Below are 22,109 nucleotides of genomic sequence, written 5' to 3' on the forward strand. Positions count from 1 at the left end.
AAGGTGATTACGCTTGTCATTATTTAAAAAAGAACGGTTTTCAATCCGAAAAATCTGTGGGATTGTTGGTTCAGTTTTACTCGGAAGTATCTTAGTTGCACCGTCAGTCATTCATGCTTCTACCTATCATTACATTGAAAAAAGCGCTCTTACAAAGGAAGAACAAAGCAAGATTCAAGCAGGAATTCCTACTGATAATGAGGTAACTTATGCTCTTATTTATCAGCAGGAAGCTCTTCCTGCAACAGGTTCATCGACTTCTGTGCTTACAGCTTTAGGACTATTAGCTGTTGGTAGTTTAGTCCTTTTGGTTCATAAAAAGAAAAAAGTTAGTAGTTTGTTCTTAGTTACTACTATCGGACTGATTAGTATTTCTAGTATGCAAGCTCTCGATATAAGCAATCCTTTGAAAGCTCCAAGTCATGAAGGGGTAGTTCAAATTGCTGGATATCGTTATATTGGATACTTACCGCTTGATGATGATGCAATTTCAGAAATTCAACATAAGGATGAGGGGACAAAAAATGTTCCAGTATCTGAAATTCAAAGTATCCCTAATGAAGCACCTAAAGCAGACAAACCAGAGTACACTGATCCTGTGGGTATGGTTCCAGACGAAGCACCTAAAGCTGAGAAACCAGAGTACACTGATCCTGTGGGTATGGTTCCAGACGAAGCACCTAAAGCTGAGAAACCAGAATACACTAAACCAGTGGGTACAGTGCCTGACGAAGCGCCTAAGGCTGAGAAACCAGAGTACACTCAACCTGTGGGTACAGTGCCTGACGAAGCACCTAAAGCAGACAAGCCAGAATACACTGAACCCGTAGGCACAGTCCCAGATGAGGCTCCTAAGGCAGAGAAGCTAGAATATACAGCACCAGTTGGTGGCAATCTGGTAGAACCTGAGGTTCAACCAGAGTTACCCGAAGCTGTTGTGACTGACAAAGGCGAACCGGAAGTTCAACCAGCGTTACCCGAAGCTGTTGTGACTGAAAAAGGCGAACCGGAAGTTCAACCGGCATTACCAGAAGCTGTTGTGACTGAAAAAGGTGAGCCGGAAGTTCAACTAGCGTTACCCGAAGCTGTTGTAACTGATAAAGGTGAACCAGAAGTTCAACCAGCGTTACCCGAAGCTGTTGTAACTGAAAAAGGCGAACCAGAAGTTCAACCAGCGTTGCCGGAAGCTATTGTAACTGACAAAGGTGAACCAGAAGTTCAACCAGCGTTACCCGAAGCTGTTGTGACTGACAAAGGTGAACCAGAAGTTCAACCAGCGTTGCCGGAAGCTATTGTAACTGACAAAGGTGAACCAGAAGTTCAACCAGCGTTACCCGAAGCTGTTGTGACTGACAAAGGTGAACCAGAAGTTCAACCAGCGTTACCCGAAGCTGTTGTAACTGACAAAGGTGAACCAGAAGTTCAACCAGCATTACCCGAAGCTGTTGTGGCTGACAAAGGTGAACCTGAAGTTCATGAAAAACCAGCATACACTGAACCGGTAGGCACAGTTCCAGAAGAAGCACCCAAGTCTGAGAAGCCAGAGTACACTGCTTCTGTAGGTACAGTCCCAGACGAAGCGCCTAAAGCTGAGAAACCAGAATATACGGGTCCTGTAGGTACAACAGGAATAGATGAAACAGGAAACTTAATTGATCCGCCGGTTATTGAAATCTCAGAGTATACTGATCCACTAGCTACAGTTCCTGACGTTGCTCCAGAGAGAGAAGAGCTTCCTGCTTTACATACTGATATTCGTACAGAGACTATTCCTAAAACTATCACAGAAGAATCTGATCCTACCAAATTTATAGGTGATGATTCTGTTAAACAAGTTGGTGAGGATGGCGAACGTCAAATTGTTACTAGCTATGAAGAGTTACATGGCAAAAAAATCAGTGAACCAGTTGAAACCGTAACTGTGTTAAAAGAAATGAAGCCTGAAATTCTTGTAAAAGGTACAAAAGAAAAGCCAAAAGAAAAAACAGCTCCTGTTTTGACTCTGACCACTGTATCTAAGGATGTTTTAGCTAAGTCTGCTACAATTAACTACAATCTAGAAAATCAAGACAATGCTACAATTACACGCATTGTAGCGACTATCAAAGAAGGTGGAAAAATTGTAAAAACGCTTGATTTAAAAACCGATAACTTATCTCAAGTATTAGAGAACTTAGACTATTACAAAGATTATACGATTTCAACCACTATGACTTATGATGTAGGTAAGGGTGCAGAAGTATCGACTTTGGAAGATAAACCTTTACGCTTAGATTTAAAGAAAGTTGAGTTGAAAGATATTGCAAATACCAGTCTCGTACAAGTAAACGAAAGCGGTGTCGAAAGCGATAGTAATCATTTAACCTCTCTTCCAAGTAATGTTAACAACTATTACTTAAAAGTAACCTCCAGAGAAAACAAAGTGACTCGTTTAGCAATTGATAAGATTGAAGAGGTCATTGAGGAAGGTAAGCAGCTTTACAAGATAACGGCAAAAGCACCTGACTTAGTTCAACGTGATAAAGACGGTAAGTTAAGAGATACTTACACTTATTATCTTGAAAAACCGAGGGCTACCGAGGATAAGGTTTATTACAACTTCCATGATTTAGCAAAAGACATGCAAGCAAATCCTACCGGTGAGTTTAAACTTGGTGCAGATTTGAATGCAGTTAACGTTAAGCCAGCAGGTAAAGCTTATGTTATGGCTAAGTTTAGAGGTACTTTATCAAGTGTAGAGAATCATCAGTACACGATTCATAACTTAGAAAGACCTTTGTTTAATGAGGCTGAAGGTGCTACACTCAAAAACTTTAACTTAGGTAATGTAAATATCAATATGCCTTGGGCTGATAAAGTTGCACCTATTGGTAATATGTTTAAGAAGTCTACACTTGAGAATATCAAAGTAGTAGGTTCAGTAACAGGAAATAACGATGTAACCGGTGCTGTTAATAAGTTAGATGAAGCTAATATGCGCAATGTAGCTTTTATTGGCAAGATTAACAGTCTTGGAGATAAAGGCTGGTGGTCTGGTGGACTTGTCAGCGAAAGTTGGATAAGTAACGTTGATAAAGCTTACGTTGATGCTAAGATTAGTGCCAATAAATCTAAATATGGTGGTTTAATTGGTAAACTAGATCATGGTATTGACTCGATGACAGTAGGTAAAAAAGGATTTCTCCGAAATGCTGTAATAAAAGGTACTATGAATTTGATTCAGCATGGCGAAAGTGGAGGTGTAATTCATAACAACTTTAACTGGGGTGTTATTGAAGACGTCGTAACAATGCTTAAAGTAAATAATGGTGAAATTGTCTATGGTTCACCAGCCTTGAATGATAATGACCAATATTTTGGATTAGATAATATCAAACGTGTAAATTATGTAAATGGTGTTGCAAGTGGTTTATCTTCCTACAAGCATTCAAATCGTATTACTGGTATCTCTCAAGCCGAAGCAGACGCCAAAATCGCTAATATGGGGATTACTGCGAATACCTTCGCTATTCAAGATCCAGTTGTAAACAAGTTAAATCGTATCGTTGATAGAGATTCTGAATATAAAGCGATTCAGGACTACCAAGAAACAAGAAACCTAGCTTATCGAAACTTGGAAAAACTGCAACCATTTTATAACAAAGAGTGGATTGTAAACCAAGGGAATAAGTTAACAGATGATTCCAATCTTGTTAAGAAAACTGTTCTGTCTGTAACAGGTATGAAAGCAGGGCAATTTGTCACTGATTTATCAAGTGTGGATAAAATCATGATTCACTATGCCGATGGAACCAAAGAAGAATTTGGGGTATCTGCGGTTTCGGACTCTAAGGTAAAACAAGTCAAAGAATATAATGTAGATGGTTTAGGTGTAGTTTACACTCCTAATATGGTTTATAAGAACAGAGATTCCTTGATTACGAAAGTTAAAGAGAAGTTGAGTTCTGTTGCTTTAGACTCTGCTGAGGTTAAAGCTATTACAAATAACCCTTCATCTCTATACCTAGAAGAAAGCTTCGCTGAGGTTAGAGAGACGTTAGATAAGTTAGTGAAGTCCTTGTTAGAAAATGAAGACCATCAACTGAACAGTGATGAAGTGGCTGAGAAGGCGCTTCTCAAGAAAGTTGAAGATAATAAAGCTAAGATTATATTAGCCTTGACTTATCTAAATCGTTATTATGGTATCGACTATGATGGCTTGAACTTTAAGCATTTGATGATGTTTAAACCAGACTTTTATGGTAAAACACCAAGTATTTTAGATTTCTTGATTCGTATAGGTTCAGCAGAAAAGAATTTAAAAGGAGATAGAAGTTTAGAAGCTTATCGTGAAGTTATTGGTGGTACTATTGGAAAAGGTGAATTAAATGGCTTGTTAGGCTATAACATGCGTTTATTCACTAAGTACACCGACTTAAATGACTGGTTTATTCATGCTGCAAAGAACGTTTATGTTTCTGAGCCTGAGACGACTACAGAGGATTTCAAAGACAAGCGCCATCGTATCTATGACGGTTTGAACAATGACGTGCATAGTCGCATGATTTTACCGTTACTCAACTTGAAGAAAGCACATATTTTTGTCATTTCTACTTACAACACGTTGGCATTCAGTTCTTTTGAAAAATATGGGAAGAATACGGAAGAAGAACGAAATGCTTTCAAAGAGGAGATAAACAAAGTAGCGAAAGCTCAACAAAGATATTTAGACTTTTGGTCTCGTTTAGCTTTACCAAAAGTTCGTAATCAGCTCTTGAAGAGTCAAAACTCCGTACCAACGCCTGTTTGGGATAATCAAAATTATAGCGGTATTAAGAATGCTAGTCGCCGTGGTTATGGTTCAGATGGCAAGGTTGCAACTCCTATTCGTGAGCTATTTGGCCCAACTGATCGTTGGCATCAAGTTAACGGAGCGATGGGAGCGATGGCAAAAATTTATGAACGTCCATGGAAAGATGATCAGGTTTACTTCATGGTAACTGACATGATTAGTCAGTTTGGTATTTCAGCCTTTACACATGAAACAACTCACATAAACGACCGTATGGCTTACTATGGTGGAGATTGGCATCGTGAAGGTACTGACTTAGAAGCCTTTGCTCAAGGTATGTTACAAACCCCTGATAAATCTACTCCGAATAGTGAGTATAAAGCTCTGGGTATCAACATGGCTTATGAGCGTAAAAATGATGGTGAGCAGTACTACAATTATGATCCAGCTAAGTTAGACAGTCGAGACAAGATTGATAGTTATATGAAAAACTACAATGAGTCTATGATGATGTTAGATTACTTAGAAGCTACTGCCGTTATTAAGCAGAAGTTATCTGATAACTCTAAGTGGTTCAAGAAGATGGATAAAGAGTGGCGTACAAATGCGGATAGAAATCGTTTAATTGGAGAACCACACCAGTGGGACAAATTACGTGATTTGACGGAAGAAGAGAAGAAATTACCAATTGATAGCATTGACAAGTTGGTAGATAATAACTTTGTAACTCTTCATGGTATGCCAAATAACGGTCGCTTCCGTACGGAAGGTTTTGATAGTGCTTATCAAACGGTCAATATGATGGCAGGTATCTTTGGCGGGAATACGAGTCGAAGCACCGTAGGTTCTATTTCCTTTAAACACAATACTTTCCGTATGTGGGGTTACTATGGTTATGAGAATGGCTTTATCCCTTATGTTTCTAACAAGTTAAAAGGTGATGCCAACAGAGAAAATAAAGGGCTTTTAGGTGATGATTTCATTATCAAGAAAGTTTCTAATAATCAATTCCAAAACCTCGAAGAGTGGAAGAAACATTGGTATCATGAAGTGTATGCGAAAGCACAGAAAGGCTTTGTTGAGATTGAAGTAGACGGTTCTAAGATTTCAACTTACGCTCAACTTCAAAACTTATTTAACACTGCTGTTGAGAAAGACTTGAAAGAAGGTGGTTTCAAGCATACCGAAGGCCTCAAGTGGAAAGTTTATAAGAAATTATTACAAAACACAGATGGTTTTTTAAATCCATTGTTTAAAATATAAAAGGGACAAGTTTTTTGGCTCTTTGTCAACTGTAGTGGGTTGAAGAAAAGCTAATCTCGAGAAAGGACAAATTTCGTCCTTTCTTTTTTGATGTTCAGAGCGATAAAAATGCGTTTTTTGAAGTTTTCAAAGTTCTGAAAACCAAAGGCATTGCGTTTAATAAGTTTGATTAGATTATTAGTGGCTTCCAGTTTGGCGTTAGAATAGGGTAGTTGAAGAGCGTTGACAATTTTCTCTTTGTCCTTTAGAAAGGTTTTCAAGACAGTCTGAAAAAGAGGATGAACCAGCTTTAGATTGTCCTCAATGAGTCCAAAGAATTTCTTCGGCTCCTTATTATGAAAGTGGAAAAGCAAGAGTTGATAGAGATGATAGTGGTGTTTCAAGTCTTCGGAATAGCTCAAAAGCTTGTTTAGGATTTCCTTATTGGTTAAATGCATACGAAAAGTAGGGCGATAAAAATGTTTATCACTCAGTTTACGACTATCCTGATTGATTCATAATTTATACACGCACACGACTCATAGCACGGCTTAGATGTTGTACAATGTGAAAGCGATCCAGAACGATTTTAGCGTTTGGGAGTGAAACAGTCTCGTAGACTGTTTCAGCCTGAGCCTAGAAATTCGAAAGCGAAGTTGTCTAGTCAAGTCATAATAAGGGATAAACATATCCATAGTAATGATTTTGACGCGACTTCGGACAGAACTCTCATATTTAAGAAAATGATTTCGGATGATAGATTGTGTTCTACCTTCCAGAACTGTGATGATATTGAGATTGTCAAAATCTTGAGGGTAATTTCTCAAAGTAACTTCCACTTTCCTGACCAAAGTGGAAATTAGTCTAAAACGGATTTTTATGGTGGAATTAAGTGTGAGACGTTTGTTAATTATTTTATAGGATTGGCTATTAGTAAGAAATATGGTATAATATAGGGTGAGACCTTCTTAATAAATAGTGAAAGAGCATAAAATGAAAAAAATTGTCATTAACGGCGGGAGACCATTGAAAGGTGAAATTACGATTAGTGGCGCTAAAAATAGTGTCGTTGCCTTAATTCCTGCCATTATTTTATCAGATGATGTTGTGATTTTGGATTGTGTTCCAGACATCTCTGACGTAGCTAGTCTTATTGAGATTATGGAAATCATGGGAGCTAGTGTCAAGCGTTATGACGATGTTCTTGAGATTGATCCTCGTGGTGTTCAAAATAAACCAATACCTTATGGTAAAATTAATAGCTTGCGTGCGTCTTATTATTTCTATGGTAGTCTTTTAGGTCGTTTTGGTGAAGCAACTGTAGGTTTGCCTGGAGGGTGTGACCTAGGACCGCGTCCGATTGATTTGCATTTAAAAGCATTTGAAGCTATGGGAGCTAAGACAACCTACGAGGGAGATAATATGAATCTCTCAACCCAAGGATCAAGTCTACATGGTGCACATGTCTATATGGATACTGTTAGTGTTGGTGCAACAATCAATACGATGCTAGCAGCAGTAAAAGCTAAAGGTCGAACAGTTATTGAAAATGCTGCTCGCGAACCTGAAATTATTGATGTGGCTACATTATTAAACAATATGGGAGCTCATATTCGTGGCGCAGGTACGGATATGATTACTATTGATGGTGTAGATAGCCTTCATGGAACACGTCACCAAGTCATCCCTGACCGTATCGAAGCAGGTACATATATTTCACTGGCTGCTGCAGTAGGTCATGGGATTAGAATTAATAATGTACTTTATGAGCATTTAGAAGGATTTATTGCTAAACTTGAAGAAATGGGTGTTCACATGACTGTTTCTGAAGACAGTATTTTCGTCGAAGAGCAAACAAATCTAAAGGCTGTTAATATCAAGACAGCTCCTTATCCAGGTTTCGCAACAGATCTTCAACAGCCTATTACTCCTTTGCTTTTAAAAGCAGAAGGTCGTGGCACATTGATTGATACAATCTATGAAAAACGTGTCAACCATGTTTTTGAATTAGCCAAAATGAATGCAGATATTTCAACAACAAACGACCACATCCTTTATAAGGGCGGAAATCCTTTGCAGGGTGCAAAAGTTAAAGCGACAGACCTACGTGCTGGAGCTGCCTTGGTTATTGCCGGCTTGATGGCTGAAGGAAAAACAGAGATTACCAATGTTGAATTCATCCTTCGAGGCTACTCGAATATTATCGAAAAATTGCGTAATCTTGGAGCAGATATTGAGCTAATCGAAGATTAGCACTTTGAGGATTGCAATGAATATCTGGACTAAATTAGCAAAATTTTCTTTCTATGAGACGGAACGTTTATATTTCCGTCCCTTCTTTTTTACAGATGTAGATGATTTTCATCAACTTGCATCAGATCCTGAAAATCTCCAATTTATCTTTCCTGCACAAGCAAGTATTGAAGAAAGTCAGTATGCTCTTGCCAATTATTTTATGAAATCACCTTTGGGGATTTGGGCTATTTGTGATAAAAAAGAGCAAAGAATGATTGGAGCTATCAAGTTTGAAAAACTTGATGAAATTAAGAAAGAAGCAGAAATTGGCTATTTTTTAAAGAAAGACTATTGGTCTCAGGGTTATATGACTGAAGCAGTTACCAAATTACGAGATTTATCCATGAACGAGTTTGCCTTGAAGCAACTTTCGATTGTGATACATCTAGAAAATGTTGCTAGTCAGAAAGTAGCAGAAAAATCAAATTTTGTTCTTTATCGTCGTTTTAAAGGTAGCGATCGTTATACCCGAAAGATGCGGGATTATCTAGAATTCCGTTATACAAAAGGAAATATAAATGAGTAAACACCAAGAAATATTAGCCTACTTGGAAGAATTACCAGTTGGGAAGCGTGTCAGTGTTCGTAGTATTTCAAATCGGCTGGGAGTAAGTGATGGTACGGCATATCGGGCTATCAAAGAAGCTGAAAATAGGGGACTTGTTGAAACACGTCCTCGAAGTGGAACAGTACGTGTAAAGTCAAAAAAAGTAGCTATTGAGAAATTAACGTTCGCAGAAATTGCAGAAGTTACAGGCTCGGAAGTTTTAGCTGGTCAAGCTGGATTGGATAGAGAATTTAGTAAATTCTCCATTGGAGCGATGACTGAAAAGAATATTCTTTCATATCTTCATGATGGCGGCTTACTTATCGTAGGAGATCGAACACGTATTCAGTTATTAGCACTAGAAAATGAAAATGCTGTCTTGGTAACAGGTGGATTTGAAGTTCATGAAGATGTTTTGAACCATGCTAATAAAAAAAATATTCCAGTATTGCGCAGTAAACATGATACATTTACAATTGCAACTATGATCAACAGAGCTTTGTCTAATGTTCAGATTAAGACAGATATTTTAACGGTTGAAAAAATCTATCGTACCAGTCATGAATATGGATTTCTACAGGAAACGGATACTGTCAAAGATTATCTAGACTTGGTTCGTAAGAATAGAACGAGCCGTTTTCCTGTCATCAATCAGCATCAGGTCGTTGTTGGTGTAGTTACTATGCGTGATGCTGGGGATAAATCACCTGGTACAACGATAGATAAGGTCATGACAAGGACAGTCTACATGACTGGTTTATCGACGAATATCGCTAACGTTAGCCAGAGAATGATTGCTGAAGACTTTGAAATGGTACCTGTTGTGAGAAGTAATCAAACTTTACTTGGTGTTATTACTAGACGGGATGTCATGGAAAAGATGAGCCGCTCTCAAGTTTCAGCTTTGCCAACATTTTCAGAACAGGTTGGTCAGAAGTTATCTTACCACCATGATGAAGTTGTCATTACGGTTGAACCATTTATGTTGGAAAAAAATGGAGTCCTTGCAAATGGAGTTCTTTCAGAAATTTTGACCCATATGACGCAGGATCTGGTCGTGAATAGCGGACGTAACCTCATCATTGAACAGATGTTGATTTACTTTTTACAGGCTGTTCAGATCGATGATATCTTGCGAATTCAGGCTAGAATTATTCATCATACGAGAAGGTCAGCCATTATTGACTATGACATTTATATCAATCATCAAATCGTATCAAAAGCAAATGTTACTGTAAAAATTAATTAAAACTAGGAGAAAACATGATTACATTAAAATCAGCTAGAGAAATCGAAGCAATGGATAAGGCTGGCGATTTTCTTGCCAGTATTCACATCGGTTTGCGAGACATCATCAAACCAGGTGTAGATATGTGGGAAGTAGAAGAATATGTGCGTCGTCGTTGTAAAGAAGAAAATTTCCTCCCTCTTCAAATTGGTGTTGATGGGGCAATGATGGATTATCCATACGCAACTTGTTGTTCGCTTAATGACGAAGTAGCCCATGCTTTTCCACGCCACTATATTTTGAAGGAAGGCGATTTGCTGAAAGTTGATATGGTTCTTGGTGGGCCAATCGCTAAGTCTGACCTCAATGTTTCTAAACTTAATTTTAACAACGTTGAGCAGATGAAAAAATACACTCAAAACTTTACGGGCGGATTGGCAGATTCTTGTTGGGCTTACGCTGTTGGAAAACCGTCAGAAGAAGTTAAAAACTTGATGGATGTTACCAAAGAAGCTATGTATAAGGGAATTGAGCAGGCTGTTGTAGGAAATCGTATTGGAGATATTGGAGCTGCTATTCAGGAATATGCTGAAAGTCGTGGTTACGGAGTTGTTCGTGATCTTGTAGGACACGGTGTTGGTCCAACTATGCATGAAGAACCAATGGTGCCTAACTATGGTATCGCAGGTCGTGGTCTCCGCCTTCGTGAAGGCATGGTCTTAACCATTGAACCTATGATCAATACAGGTGATTGGGAAATCGATACAGATATGAAAACAGGCTGGGCACATAAAACAATCGATGGTGGACTATCATGTCAGTACGAGCATCAGTTTGTTATTACTAAAGATGGACCTGTAATCTTGACAAGTCAAGGTGAAGAGGGAACTTATTAATCAAAAAAGGAGCTGAGCTCCTTTTTTTGATTCTTTCAAGTTGAAAATAAATTTGCGTAGCAGATATCTTACAAACGTTTTCTTTTATAGTAAAATAAAAGATGACTATATGAAAGAAGGTTTTTAATTGGAAAGTATTTTATTTTTTATTTCTGTCTTTATTGCTGGAGTCTTGTCATTCTTTTCTCCCTGTATCTTTCCCTTGTTACCAGTCTACGCAGGTGTTCTGCTAGATGATCAAGAGAAGTCAAAGACATTTCGTTTTTTGGGTAAAGATGTTGACTGGTCAGGATTGATTCGTACCCTCTGTTTCATTGCGGGTATCTCTCTCATTTTCTTTATTCTTGGATTTGGAGCAGGATTCCTTGGGAATTTACTTTATGCTGTCTGGTTCCGTTATGTCATGGGAATCATGATTATCATACTGGGATTGCATCAGATGGAAATTCTTCATCTACAAAAATTAGAGGTACAAAAAACAGTAACATTTAAGCAAAAACAGTCTAGTAAATATCTCTCGGCTTTTTTACTGGGTATCAGCTTCAGCTTTGGCTGGACTCCATGTATAGGCCCAGTTTTAAGTTCTGTTTTAGCACTGGCTGCCTCAGGAGGAAATGGAGCTCTTCAGGGGGCCTTATTAACCCTCATTTACACTCTCGGAATGGCACTTCCATTTTTAGTTCTGGCCTTGGCATCAGGTCTTGTCATGCCTTATTTTAGTAGAATCAAATTCCACATACTTTTATTGAAGAAAATTGGTGGTTTATTGATCGTTCTCATGGGAATTTTATTAATGTTGGGACAGTTAAATGTCTTATCTGGAATATTAGGATAAAAGGAGTAATCTATGAAAAAAATTATCTATTTTGGACTTAGTTTCTTGTCTCTCTTTCTTCTGATTGCTTGTGGCAAGGAAGAGAAAAAATCAAGTCCACAAAATCAATCAAGTCAGACACAACAAGCGTCTGTGAAGCAAGTAGCTATTGGAGCAGAAGCACCTGATTTCACCCTCCAATCGATGGATGGAAAAGAAGTGAAATTATCTGATTTTAAAGGTAAAAAAGTTTATCTTAAATTTTGGGCATCTTGGTGCGGACCATGTAAGAAGAGTATGCCAGAATTGATGGAACTTGCTGCTAAGGAAGATCGTGGTTTCGAAATTTTATCTGTCATTGCGCCAGGGCTTCAAGGTGAAAAAACGGTAGACCAATTTCCAAAGTGGTTTGAGGAACAAGGTTATAAAGACATCCCTGTTTTATATGATACAAAAGGAGCTGTTTTTCAAGCCTATCAAATTCGAAGTATCCCTACAGAGTATCTAATTGATTCACAAGGTAAAATTGCTAAGATGCAATTAGGTGCAATTAGTAACGCAGATGCAGAAGCAGCTTTTGCTCAAATGAAATAAAGTAATGAAATATAAAAATGTCTAGACAAATCGTCTAGACATTTTTTCTAACTTAAATTAGTTTTTTGAAGCAGCTTGGAATTCAGGGTTTTTCCAAGCTTCATCAATAATAGCTTGCAATTCTTTTGCTGAAGCTTGCATTTTTTGAGTTTCAGCATCGTTCAATGGGATGTTTACTGGACGCACAATACCATGTGCTCCAACAACAGCTGGTTGACCGATGAAGACATCTTTGATTCCGTATTGACCTTCTTGGAATACAGAAAGTGGAAGTACTGCATTTTCATCGTCAAGGATTGCTTTAGTGATACGAGCAAGGGCAACTGCGATACCGTAGTATGTAGCACCTTTCTTGTTGATGATTGTGTAAGCAGCGTCACGAACACCTTCGAACAATTCGATCAATTCAGTTTCTTGAACGTTTTGAGTGTCTTTAAGGAATTCTTCAAGGTTAACACCTGCGATGTTAGCGTGTGACCAAACGGCAAATTCTGAGTCACCGTGTTCACCCATGATGTAAGCGTGAACTGAACGAGCGTCTACATCCAATTTTTCAGCAAGGGCTTGACGGAAACGAGCTGAGTCAAGTGAAGTACCTGAACCGATAACGCGTTCTTTAGGGAATCCTGAGAATTTCCATGTAGAGTATGTCAAAACGTCAACTGGGTTAGCAGCTACAAGGAAGATACCGTTAAATCCTGATTCAACAACTTGTGTTACGATAGATTTGTTGATTGCAAGGTTTTTACCAACAAGGTCAAGACGAGTTTCACCTGGTTTTTGAGGGGCACCTGCAGTAATTACAACAAGGTCAGCATCCGCACAGTCAGCGTACTCAGCTGCATAAATCTTCTTAGGTGAAGTGAAAGCAAGGGCGTGGCTAAGGTCAAGCGCATCACCAACAGCTTTTTCGTGCAATTGAGGAATTTCAATGATACCAAGTTCTTGGGCAATTCCTTGGTTAACAAGAGCGAAAGCGTAAGATGAACCTACGGCACCGTCACCAACGAGGATAACTTTTTTGTGTTGTTTAGTTGCTGTCATTAGTCTAAACATCTCCTTTGTTTTTTTAAGGGTAATACCCTGTTTAGTTTCATTCTATCACTTTTAAATAGCTTTGTCACGAATATAACATCCACTTAGCCATGTAAACGTTTTAGTCATACTGTAACACTGAAATAAGAGACAAACTATGGTATAATATATCTAGTTACTAATAGTGAAATGAGGCATTTGTTAATGCAAGATAAAAATTTAGTGAATGTCAATCTGACAAAGGAGATGAAGACCAGCTTTATCGACTACGCCATGAGTGTTATCGTATCGCGGGCCCTTCCTGATGTTCGAGATGGTTTGAAACCAGTTCATCGTCGTATTCTATACGGTATGAACGAATTGGGTGTGACACCAGATAAACCTCATAAGAAATCTGCTCGTATTACAGGGGATGTCATGGGTAAATACCACCCACACGGTGACTCATCTATCTACGAAGCTATGGTTCGTATGGCGCAATGGTGGAGTTATCGATACATGCTTGTAGATGGGCATGGGAATTTTGGTTCTATGGATGGTGATGGTGCCGCAGCTCAGCGTTATACTGAAGCACGTATGAGTAAGATTGCTCTTGAGATGCTTCGCGACATCAATAAAAATACCGTTGATTTTGTAGATAACTATGATGCCAATGAACGTGAACCCCTGGTTCTACCAGCTCGTTTCCCAAATCTTTTGGTCAATGGAGCTACAGGTATCGCTGTTGGTATGGCGACTAATATTCCGCCACATAACTTGGGTGAAACCATTGATGCAGTGAAGTTGGTCATGGATAATCCAGAAGTTACAACCAAGGAATTAATGGAAGTTCTTCCTGGTCCAGATTTTCCAACTGGTGCCCTTGTTATGGGGAAATCAGGTATTCATAAGGCCTACGAAACTGGTAAAGGATCGATTGTGCTTCGTTCTCGTACTGAAATCGAAGAAACTAAGACTGGTCGCGAACGTATCGTTGTAACAGAATTTCCATATATGGTCAACAAGACCAAAGTCCATGAACATATTGTGCGTTTGGTTCAGGAAAAACGTATCGAAGGTATTACAGCTGTTCGTGACGAATCAAACCGTGAGGGAGTTCGCTTCGTAATTGAGGTGAAGCGTGATGCATCTGCTAATGTTATTTTGAACAACTTGTTCAAGATGACTCAAATGCAAACTAGCTTTGGATTTAACATGCTGGCTATCCAGAATGGTGTACCAAAGATTCTTTCTCTTCGTCAAATCTTGGATGCTTATATTGAGCACCAAAAAGAAGTGGTGACTCGTCGTACTCAATTTGACAAAGAGAAAGCTGAAGCGCGTGCACACATCTTAGAAGGTTTGTTGATTGCTCTGGACCACATCGACGAAGTTATTCGTATCATCCGTGCCAGTGAAACGGATGCAGAAGCCCAAGCTGAATTGATGAGCAAGTTCAAGTTATCTGAACGTCAAAGTCAAGCAATTCTCGATATGCGTCTTCGTCGTTTGACTGGTTTGGAACGTGACAAGATTCAGTCAGAATATGATGAGCTTATTGCTTTGATTGCTGACTTGGCAGACATTCTTGCAAAACCAGAACGCGTAGCGCAAATTATCAAGGAAGAATTGGATGAGGTCAAACGTAAGTTTGGTGATCCACGTCGTACTGAGTTGATGGTTGGTGAAGTCTTGACTCTTGAAGATGAAGACTTGATTGAAGAATCTGATGTTCTCATCACTCTATCAAATAAAGGTTATATCAAACGTTTGGACCAAGACGAATTTACAGCTCAAAAACGTGGTGGACGTGGCGTTCAAGGAACTGGAGTTAAGGACGATGACTTTGTGCGTGAATTGGTTTCAACCAGCACTCACGATCATTTGCTATTCTTTACTAATAAAGGACGTGTTTATCGTCTTAAGGGGTATGAAATTCCAGAATACGGTCGTACAGCCAAAGGGTTGCCAGTTGTCAATCTTTTGAAATTGGATGAAGGTGAAAGCATTCAAACCATTATCAATGTTGAATCAGAACGTAGTGATGATGCCTATCTCTTCTTTACAACTCGAGCAGGTATTGTTAAGAGAACCAGCGTTAAAGAATTCGCAAACATTCGTCAAAATGGTCTCAAAGCCTTAAATCTGAAAGATGAGGATGAGTTGATTAATGTCTTACTAACTGAAAAAGACACAGATATCATCATCGGAACCAGATTAGGTTATGCCGTTCGTTTCAATCAGTCTTCAGTTCGTAGTATGAGTCGTATCGCCACTGGTGTTAAAGGGGTAAATCTTCGTGAAGGTGATGCTGTAGTTGGAGCGAGAGTGATTACTGATCAAGATGAAGTCCTTATCATTACTGAAAAAGGATACGGTAAGCGCACAGTTGCGACTGAATACCCAACAAAAGGGCGTGCTGGTAAGGGAATGAAAACAGCCAATGTTACTGAAAAAAATGGTCCTCTGGCTGGTCTCTTAACAGTAAAAGGGGATGAAGATCTGATGATTATCACTGATACAGGTGTTATGATTCGAACCAATGTTGCCAATATTTCACAAACGGGACGTTCAACTATGGGAGTAAAAGTGATGCGTCTAGATCAAGATGCTAAGATTGTGACTTTTACAAGTGTTGCAGCAGCGGAAAAAGAAGAAGTTGGGGCAGAACAGGAAACAGAAAGTGAAGCATAATGTCTCAAAAAAAGAATCAAAGTAAAAAAAATAAACGTAAGAATCTACTGATTAACATACTGGCAGGATTTCTAATCTTGCTATCCATCGCTTTAATCTTCAATGCTAATATTCGTGATATGTTCATGATTTGGAATACTAATAAGTATCAGGTCAGTCAAGTAACTAAGGAAGAGATTGAAGAGAACAAAGAAACCGAAGGAAATTTCGATTTTGACTCTGTAAAATCACTTTCCTCGGAGGCAGTCCTATCAGCTCAATGGAATTCCCAGCAACTTCCGGTAATTGGAGGGATTGCCATTCCCGAGCTTGAAATGAATCTGCCAATATTTAAGGGACTCGATAATGTTAACCTCTTTTATGGTGCTGGGACAATGAAAGCCAATCAGGTAATGGGGGAAGGAAATTATTCTCTAGCAAGTCACCGTATATTTGCAGGTGAAAATGCAGACAAGAAATTATTTTCTCCTCTTGCTCGTGCTGAGAAAGGGATGAAAATTTATCTGACTGATAAAGAAAAAGTCTATACATACGAGATTGAAGAAGTTAAAATTGTAACTCCTGATCGCGTAGATGTAATTGACGAACGTGATGGAATTAAAGAGATTACCTTGGTAACCTGTGAAGATGCTAATGCAGTTGAGAGAATTATCGTTAAAGGGAATTTGACAGAGATAAAATCTTATGCAGAGACTCCATCAGATATCTTAGAAGCCTTTAATAAACCCTATAAACAATTTTATGAATAGTAGAAGAGGTTGGGACAAAAGAGCCCGACCTCATTTTTTATTAGCAATCAAACTTTGACGCGGTAGCTGATTGAACTTTTTGTTCGTCTTTTAGACTCCAAAAAGCTCCTAATCATACTCGCGGGGCTGGGACTACGAAATCGAGACTTTGTCTATCGATTTCTGTCCCACCGCCTTTTCTTGTCAATTTCAGAAAATAGATAGGAAAAAGACTTTTCAATTTTGGTAAAAAGTAGTATAATGTTTCTATTATAGAAATTTTTAGAAAATTCCGAAAGAGGTTTGTTATGGGATACACAGTTGCTGTTGTCGGCGCTACAGGTGCCGTTGGTGCTCAAATGATCAAAATGTTGGAAGAATCAACTCTTCCTATCGATAAGATTCGTTACCTTGCGTCTGCACGTTCTGCAGGAAAGGTCTTGCAATTCAAAGGTCAAGATGTGACCATCGAAGAAACAACAGAAGACGCTTTTGAAGGGGTTGATATTGCTCTTTTCTCAGCTGGTGGATCAACTTCTGCAAAATACGCACCTTATGCTGTTAAAGCAGGCGCAGTTGTCGTAGATAACACTTCTTACTTCCGTCAAAATCCAGATGTACCATTGGTTGTTCCTGAAGTGAATGCCCACGCCCTTGATGCTCACAACGGAATCATCTCTTGTCCTAACTGTTCAACAATTCAAATGATGGTGGCTCTTGAGCCCGTTCGTCAAAAATGGGGCTTGGACCGTATCATCGTATCAACTTATCAAGCAGTTTCAGGTGCTGGTATGGGAGCTATTCTTGAAACCCAACGTGAGCTTCGTGAAGTCTTGAATGATGGCGTAAATCCACGTGATTTGCATGCGGAAATCCTGCCTTCAGGTGGTGATAAGAAGCACTATCCAATCGCCTTCAACGCTCTTCCGCAAATTGACGTCTTCACTGATAATGACTACACTTACGAAGAGATGAAGATGACCAATGAAACCAAGAAAATCATGGAAGACGAGAGCATTGCTGTATCAGCAACATGTGTACGTATTCCAGTTTTGTCAGCTCACTCTGAGTCAGTCTATATTGAAACAAAAGAAGTAGCACCAATCGAAGAAGTGAAAGCAGCTATTGCTGCCTTCCCAGGTGCAGTTCTTGAAGATGATGTTGCGCACCAAATCTATCCTCAAGCAGTTAATGCTGTTGGTTCACGTGATACTTTCGTTGGACGTATCCGTAAAGATTTGGATGCAGAAAAAGGTATTCATATGTGGGTAGTTTCAGATAACCTTCTTAAAGGTGCTGCTTGGAACTCAGTTCAAATCGCTGAGACTTTACATGAACGTGGTCTAGTACGCCCAACAGCTGAATTAAAATTTGAATTGAAATAATGTGTAGGAGTTCATTTGAACTCCTTCTTTAAAATAGAAAGGTGTTTTGTATGTCTTATCAAGATTTAAAAGATTGTAAAATTATCACAGCCTTTATTACTCCTTTTCATGAAGATGGATCTATCAATTTCGATGCCATTCCAAAGTTGATTGAACATTTATTGGCTCATCATACAGATGGAATTCTCCTAGCAGGAACAACTGCTGAGAGTCCGACTCTAACTCACGATGAGGAGCTTCAGTTGTTTGCAGCTGTTCAAAAGGTTGTCAACGGACGAGTTCCTTTAATCGCTGGTGTTGGTACCAATGATACACGTGACTCTATTGAGTTCGTCAAAGAGGTAGCAGAGTTTGGCGGTTTTGCGGCTGGTCTTGCGATTGTTCCTTACTATAACAAACCATCCCAAGAAGGTATGTATCAACACTTTAAAGCTATTGCAGATGCTTCTGATTTGCCAATTATTATTTATAACATTCCAGGTCGTGTAGTTGTAGAAATGACTCCGGATACCTTACTTCGTTTGGCAGAACATCCAAATATTATTGGTGTCAAAGAATGTACCAGTCTTGCCAATATGGCTTACTTGATTGAGCATAAACCAGAGGAATTCTTGGTGTACACTGGTGAGGATGGTGATGCTTTCCATGCTATGAACCTTGGTGCAGACGGAGTTATATCTGTTGCTTCCCACACAAATGGGGATGAGATGCATGAAATGTTCACTGCAATCGAAGAAAGTGATATGAAGAAAGCGGCAGCTATTCAACGTAAATTTATTCCTAAAGTCAATGCTCTCTTCTCTTACCCAAGTCCCGCACCTGTTAAGGCAGTACTCAACTATATGGGATTCGAAGCAGGTCCAACTCGTCTACCTTTGGTTCCTACGCCTGAAGAGGATGCCAAACGCATTATCAAGGTTGTTATTGATGGGGACTACGAAGCAACCAAGGCAACTGTCACTGGAGTCCTTCGTCCGGATTACTAAGATAACTAATATAAAAAACTTTCTAAACAAGTAAAATTGTTGGGAAGTTTTTTTCTTTTTCTACGAATAAATAGATAGAGAGAAAAACAAGGAGTCTATCATGAAGATTAAGATTGATAATTTTGAGATTTATAAGTTGAAACAAGCAGGTTTAAGTAATCAACAGGTTTTAAAGGTACTTCAATATGGAGAAATCTATGATCAAGAATTAAGCTTAGAAACGATAGCAGAAGCATCTGAGTGTAGAAATCCAGTGGTTTTTATGGAACGTTACCATAAACTCACCTTTGAAAGTATGGAGCGATTAAGAAATGACTTTGAAAAATTTCCCTCATTTTCAATTCTGGACGATGTCTATCCCTTTGCTCTCAGTGAAATCTATGATGCTCCAGTATTGTTATTTTATAAGGGTGATTTAAATCTCTTAAAGTTACCTAAGATTGCGGTTGTAGGCAGTCGCTCTTGTAGTCAAACAGGGACAAAATCAGTCCGTAAGGTTATTGAAGAACTGGAGAATGAGCTGGTGATTGTGAGTGGGCTTGCTAGAGGGATTGATACTGCAGCACATATGTCAATTCTTCAAGGTGGTGGAAAAACCATTGCAGTCATTGGGACTGGCTTGGATGTCTATTATCCACGATCCAATAAACGACTGCAGGACTACATCGGTGAATATCATTTGCTACTGAGTGAATATGGACCGGGTGAAGAACCTTTGAAATATCACTTTCCAGCACGAAATCGGATTATTGCTGGCCTATGTATGGGTGTTATCGTTGCTGAGGCAAAGATGAGATCTGGTAGTTTGATTACTTGTGAGCGAGCTATGGAAGAAGGAAGAGACGTTTTTGCTATTCCAGGTAGCATTTTAGATGGTCGTTCAGATGGTTGTCATCACTTGGTTCAAGAAGGTGCAAAACTTGTTTCAAGTGGTCAAGATGTGCTAGCAGAGTTTGAATTTTAAGAACTAGTAAGGCTTTTATCGGTTAAACTTTTCTTCTATATATAGGAGGTAAGTGTCTAGAGTTTTGAGAAATGCAAGAAATATATAAATATATGTAGAGAACGAGGAAATTCGTTCTCTTTTTCGTTACTAAAATTAAGAAAGGAAAAACTCGATGAGTATTCTGATTATATTTAATCTAATTTCTGCTATTGCTTCATACGGCATGTTTATCAGCTCTTATCACAGAAATAAACCCTATGTGCTTTTTCTAGTTATTTTCACCATCAATGCTTTTGCAGTTTTATTATCACTATTCAACTATTTTGGACTAATCAAGTAAAGAAAGGATTACCTATGAAACAACACCAAACAAAGGTCTCAAGGTTGACTAGAGACGTAATGATTTTAGATTTGATGAATACAATGGGATGGACTAAAAGCCGTGCTATTGCAGCTATTGAAGAGTTAGAACAAACTCATCTTGTCTATTTTCCTGAAGCTGGTGGCTTGAGATTACAAGTTGTAGGAGGCTACTAATGGCAGATATCACGATTGATCAACTAGCCACTCTAACTTTTTATCAAATTCCAGAAATCTTTTTCACCCGTATTCAACACAATGAGAACGGCTATGTCAAATTGACTAGTTCTTACACGGGTCTCTCATCTGATGCTAAGTTAGCTTATGGCGCTCTTTATAATCGTTGTAAATTAAGTATCAGTTCATTCCAGAAGGGAAATAGAGATTACGTTGATGAAAATGGAGCGGTCTTTCTAATTTTTACAGTTTCTGACCTAATGCTGCTATTGGACAAGGGAAAGATGAAAGTTACTAAGATCAAGAAAGAACTGCAAGAACATGGCCTCTTACGAGAAGTTAGGCAAGGGCTCAATAAGCCAAATAGGCTTTATCTTCAGCTAGTGGATGCTAATTTAGAAATAGTGGAGCACTATTCAGCTGATGGTGAGTTACTGAAGAGGGTTAATGCTTTTGGTAAAGTTCTCTATGAAAAAGTACCCCAAAGCCTTGATAATAGCGAAAGTATCAAAAACGGACGTCCGCAAAATGGACTTCAAAACGTCCACGAACCGGACGGAATAAATACAGAGAGGAGTCAGACAGAATCTTCATACGATACTAATCGATACGAGGGCGAGTCATCTTTATCTGACTTATCAATCTCTGAAGCATTTAAAATGGGGCAACATGGTTTTCTTTCTTCTCAACTAGTTCAGAAACTCAGTTTGTTTGGCAAAGATGCAAAAACACTTGAAAATAAAATCTATCAAGCAAAACGCCAAGTTGAGAAGAATTACAACAATCTCTTAGCTGCTCAGGAAATTTATGGAGAGGTTTGGCTGCAGGATCTTGAACGTGAGCTTGATAAATTGATTTTCAAAATTAAAACAGGAGAGGCTGAAGGAAAATCAATACAGAATGTTCCAGCGTACTTCTACAAAATGATGATTCGTTTTTGGAAGATGGCTTTACTCATTGAGAAAGAACATGGTTTTCTGGAGGTATCAGCACAAAGTGAGTACGCTAGAAAATTCCCTGATGAGTGTCCTAGTCTAATTGCACACTATTATCCAGATAAACTATCGGAGACGAAACTGAATCACTATTTAGCTGAGTTGTCTAAAGACACCGCAACATGTTAAGAGAAAGATGGTTGACTTTCTGGAATTAAGATAGTTCCATATTTGTAAAATACTTGACCTGAGCAAGTCATAAAACTACTCTTGTTCTTTGAAAATTGAATATCCCCACTGTCCCGATTAGCGCAGTCTAGGCATAAAAAGAAGAACAGGGGCGGTGTGTATCTAGAAAGTATATCTAGAGCTGGCTGCATTATGTAAAGTCACGGTTGACTTGTCCCGTAAGACGAAAGAGTTTGCGATTTCTAAACTATAAATCGTGCGTAAAAAACACAGTAGAGATGTACGGCATCAACTCGGCATGGCTGTAA

15 protein-coding genes and 1 pseudogene are annotated in these 22,109 nt (G+C 38.8%); 14 read left to right on the forward strand and 2 right to left on the reverse strand.

The genetic code is table 11. The annotated features are described in order from the left end of the window. Positions 1–13: 13 nt before the first annotated feature. A complete protein-coding gene (locus tag O3658_RS04320) occupies positions 14–6,034 on the forward strand; it encodes an SIALI-17 repeat-containing surface protein (RefSeq protein ID WP_371559536.1) in 6,021 nt (2,006 codons plus the stop codon). A 50-nt stretch (positions 6,035–6,084) separates the two neighbouring features. Here the strand turns inward: O3658_RS04320 and O3658_RS04325 are convergent. Further along, positions 6,085–6,825: pseudogene (locus tag O3658_RS04325) on the reverse strand (transposase); the annotation flags it as partial. Positions 6,826–7,006: 181 nt separating this feature from the next. Between O3658_RS04325 and O3658_RS04330 the strand changes: the two are divergent. The 6 genes from O3658_RS04330 to sdbB all read left to right on the forward strand — a co-directional run bounded on the left by O3658_RS04330 (position 7,007) and on the right by sdbB (position 12,387). Beyond that, positions 7,007–8,266, forward strand: coding sequence for a UDP-N-acetylglucosamine 1-carboxyvinyltransferase (locus tag O3658_RS04330; protein ID WP_371559537.1), 1,260 nt, complete (start codon positions 7,007–7,009; stop codon positions 8,264–8,266). Positions 8,267–8,282: 16 nt separating this feature from the next. Then, positions 8,283–8,834, forward strand: a complete 552-nt coding sequence (locus O3658_RS04335) for a GNAT family N-acetyltransferase (protein ID WP_371559538.1) — start codon at positions 8,283–8,285, stop codon at positions 8,832–8,834. Next, complete coding sequence (spxR, locus tag O3658_RS04340; RefSeq protein WP_060955821.1) at positions 8,827–10,104, forward strand: CBS-HotDog domain-containing transcription factor SpxR; 1,278 nt, start codon at positions 8,827–8,829, stop codon at positions 10,102–10,104. Before O3658_RS04335 ends, spxR begins: the two co-directional genes overlap by 8 nt. Positions 10,105–10,118: 14 nt before the next feature. Further along, the gene (locus O3658_RS04345; protein ID WP_045763436.1) at positions 10,119–10,979 is read left to right on the forward strand and encodes a methionyl aminopeptidase; all 861 of its coding nucleotides are present in this window, start codon (positions 10,119–10,121) and stop codon (positions 10,977–10,979) included. 127 nt (positions 10,980–11,106) lie between these two features. After that, positions 11,107–11,814: a thiol-disulfide oxidoreductase-associated membrane protein CcdA2 gene (gene ccdA2, locus O3658_RS04350; RefSeq protein ID WP_060955820.1), complete on the forward strand. Its 708-nt coding sequence runs from the start codon at positions 11,107–11,109 to the stop codon at positions 11,812–11,814. 12 nt (positions 11,815–11,826) lie between these two features. Continuing rightward, a complete protein-coding gene (gene sdbB / locus O3658_RS04355) occupies positions 11,827–12,387 on the forward strand; it encodes a thiol-disulfide oxidoreductase-associated lipoprotein SdbB (protein WP_371559540.1) in 561 nt (186 codons plus the stop codon). 57 nt (positions 12,388–12,444) lie between these two features. Here the strand turns inward: sdbB and O3658_RS04360 are convergent, their stop codons facing one another. Further along, positions 12,445–13,431 carry an L-lactate dehydrogenase gene (locus tag O3658_RS04360; RefSeq protein WP_045763432.1) on the reverse strand — a complete coding sequence of 329 codons (987 nt, stop codon included), beginning with the start codon at positions 13,429–13,431 and terminating at the stop codon, positions 12,445–12,447. 195 nt (positions 13,432–13,626) lie between these two features. On the opposite strand from O3658_RS04360, the gene gyrA reads away from it, so the two are divergent. From gyrA to O3658_RS04395, 7 genes are all read left to right on the forward strand, one after another. Further along, positions 13,627–16,095 carry a DNA gyrase subunit A gene (gene gyrA / locus O3658_RS04365; RefSeq protein WP_223141089.1) on the forward strand — a complete coding sequence of 823 codons (2,469 nt, stop codon included), beginning with the start codon at positions 13,627–13,629 and terminating at the stop codon, positions 16,093–16,095. Further along, on the forward strand, positions 16,095–16,844 hold the full coding sequence (locus O3658_RS04370; protein WP_000078698.1) for a class A sortase: 750 nt from the start codon (positions 16,095–16,097) through the stop codon (positions 16,842–16,844). Before gyrA ends, O3658_RS04370 begins: the two co-directional genes overlap by 1 nt. A gap of 287 nt (positions 16,845–17,131) precedes the next feature. Beyond that, positions 17,132–18,208 carry an aspartate-semialdehyde dehydrogenase gene (locus O3658_RS04375; RefSeq protein ID WP_371559543.1) on the forward strand — a complete coding sequence of 359 codons (1,077 nt, stop codon included), beginning with the start codon at positions 17,132–17,134 and terminating at the stop codon, positions 18,206–18,208. 50 nt (positions 18,209–18,258) lie between these two features. After that, a complete protein-coding gene (dapA, locus tag O3658_RS04380) occupies positions 18,259–19,194 on the forward strand; it encodes a 4-hydroxy-tetrahydrodipicolinate synthase (RefSeq protein WP_049509834.1) in 936 nt (311 codons plus the stop codon). A gap of 106 nt (positions 19,195–19,300) precedes the next feature. Further along, positions 19,301–20,158 (forward strand): DNA-processing protein DprA, encoded by an 858-nt coding sequence (gene dprA / locus O3658_RS04385; protein ID WP_371559552.1) that lies wholly within the window; start codon positions 19,301–19,303, stop codon positions 20,156–20,158. A gap of 336 nt (positions 20,159–20,494) precedes the next feature. After that, entirely contained in the window at positions 20,495–20,677 is a 183-nt protein-coding gene (locus O3658_RS04390; protein WP_009729741.1) for a hypothetical protein, read from the forward strand. After that, a complete protein-coding gene (locus O3658_RS04395) occupies positions 20,677–21,801 on the forward strand; it encodes a replication initiator protein A (protein WP_371559545.1) in 1,125 nt (374 codons plus the stop codon). The genes O3658_RS04390 and O3658_RS04395 overlap by 1 nt, the downstream gene beginning before the upstream one ends. Positions 21,802–22,109 lie beyond the last annotated feature (308 nt).

The sequence above is a fragment of the Streptococcus sp. 27098_8_69 genome (assembly GCF_041432445.1).
Classification (GTDB): Bacteria; Bacillota; Bacilli; order Lactobacillales; family Streptococcaceae; genus Streptococcus.

Excerpts from the sequence above, each read along its gene's own strand:
- O3658_RS04330 (WP_371559537.1), top strand. The coding sequence starts at position 7,007 with ATGAAAAAAATTGTCATTAACGGCGGGAGACCATTGAAAGGTGAAATT.
- spxR (WP_060955821.1), top strand. The coding sequence starts at position 8,827 with ATGAGTAAACACCAAGAAATATTAGCCTACTTGGAAGAATTACCAGTT.
- O3658_RS04345 (WP_045763436.1), top strand. The coding sequence starts at position 10,119 with ATGATTACATTAAAATCAGCTAGAGAAATCGAAGCAATGGATAAGGCT.
- O3658_RS04375 (WP_371559543.1), top strand. The coding sequence starts at position 17,132 with ATGGGATACACAGTTGCTGTTGTCGGCGCTACAGGTGCCGTTGGTGCT.
- gyrA (WP_223141089.1), top strand. The coding sequence starts at position 13,627 with ATGCAAGATAAAAATTTAGTGAATGTCAATCTGACAAAGGAGATGAAG.
- sdbB (WP_371559540.1), top strand. The coding sequence starts at position 11,827 with ATGAAAAAAATTATCTATTTTGGACTTAGTTTCTTGTCTCTCTTTCTT.
- O3658_RS04360 (WP_045763432.1), bottom strand. The coding sequence starts at position 13,431 with ATGACAGCAACTAAACAACACAAAAAAGTTATCCTCGTTGGTGACGGT.
- O3658_RS04335 (WP_371559538.1), top strand. The coding sequence starts at position 8,283 with ATGAATATCTGGACTAAATTAGCAAAATTTTCTTTCTATGAGACGGAA.
- O3658_RS04390 (WP_009729741.1), top strand. The coding sequence starts at position 20,495 with ATGAAACAACACCAAACAAAGGTCTCAAGGTTGACTAGAGACGTAATG.
- O3658_RS04395 (WP_371559545.1), top strand. The coding sequence starts at position 20,677 with ATGGCAGATATCACGATTGATCAACTAGCCACTCTAACTTTTTATCAA.
- dapA (WP_049509834.1), top strand. The coding sequence starts at position 18,259 with ATGTCTTATCAAGATTTAAAAGATTGTAAAATTATCACAGCCTTTATT.
- O3658_RS04370 (WP_000078698.1), top strand. The coding sequence starts at position 16,095 with ATGTCTCAAAAAAAGAATCAAAGTAAAAAAAATAAACGTAAGAATCTA.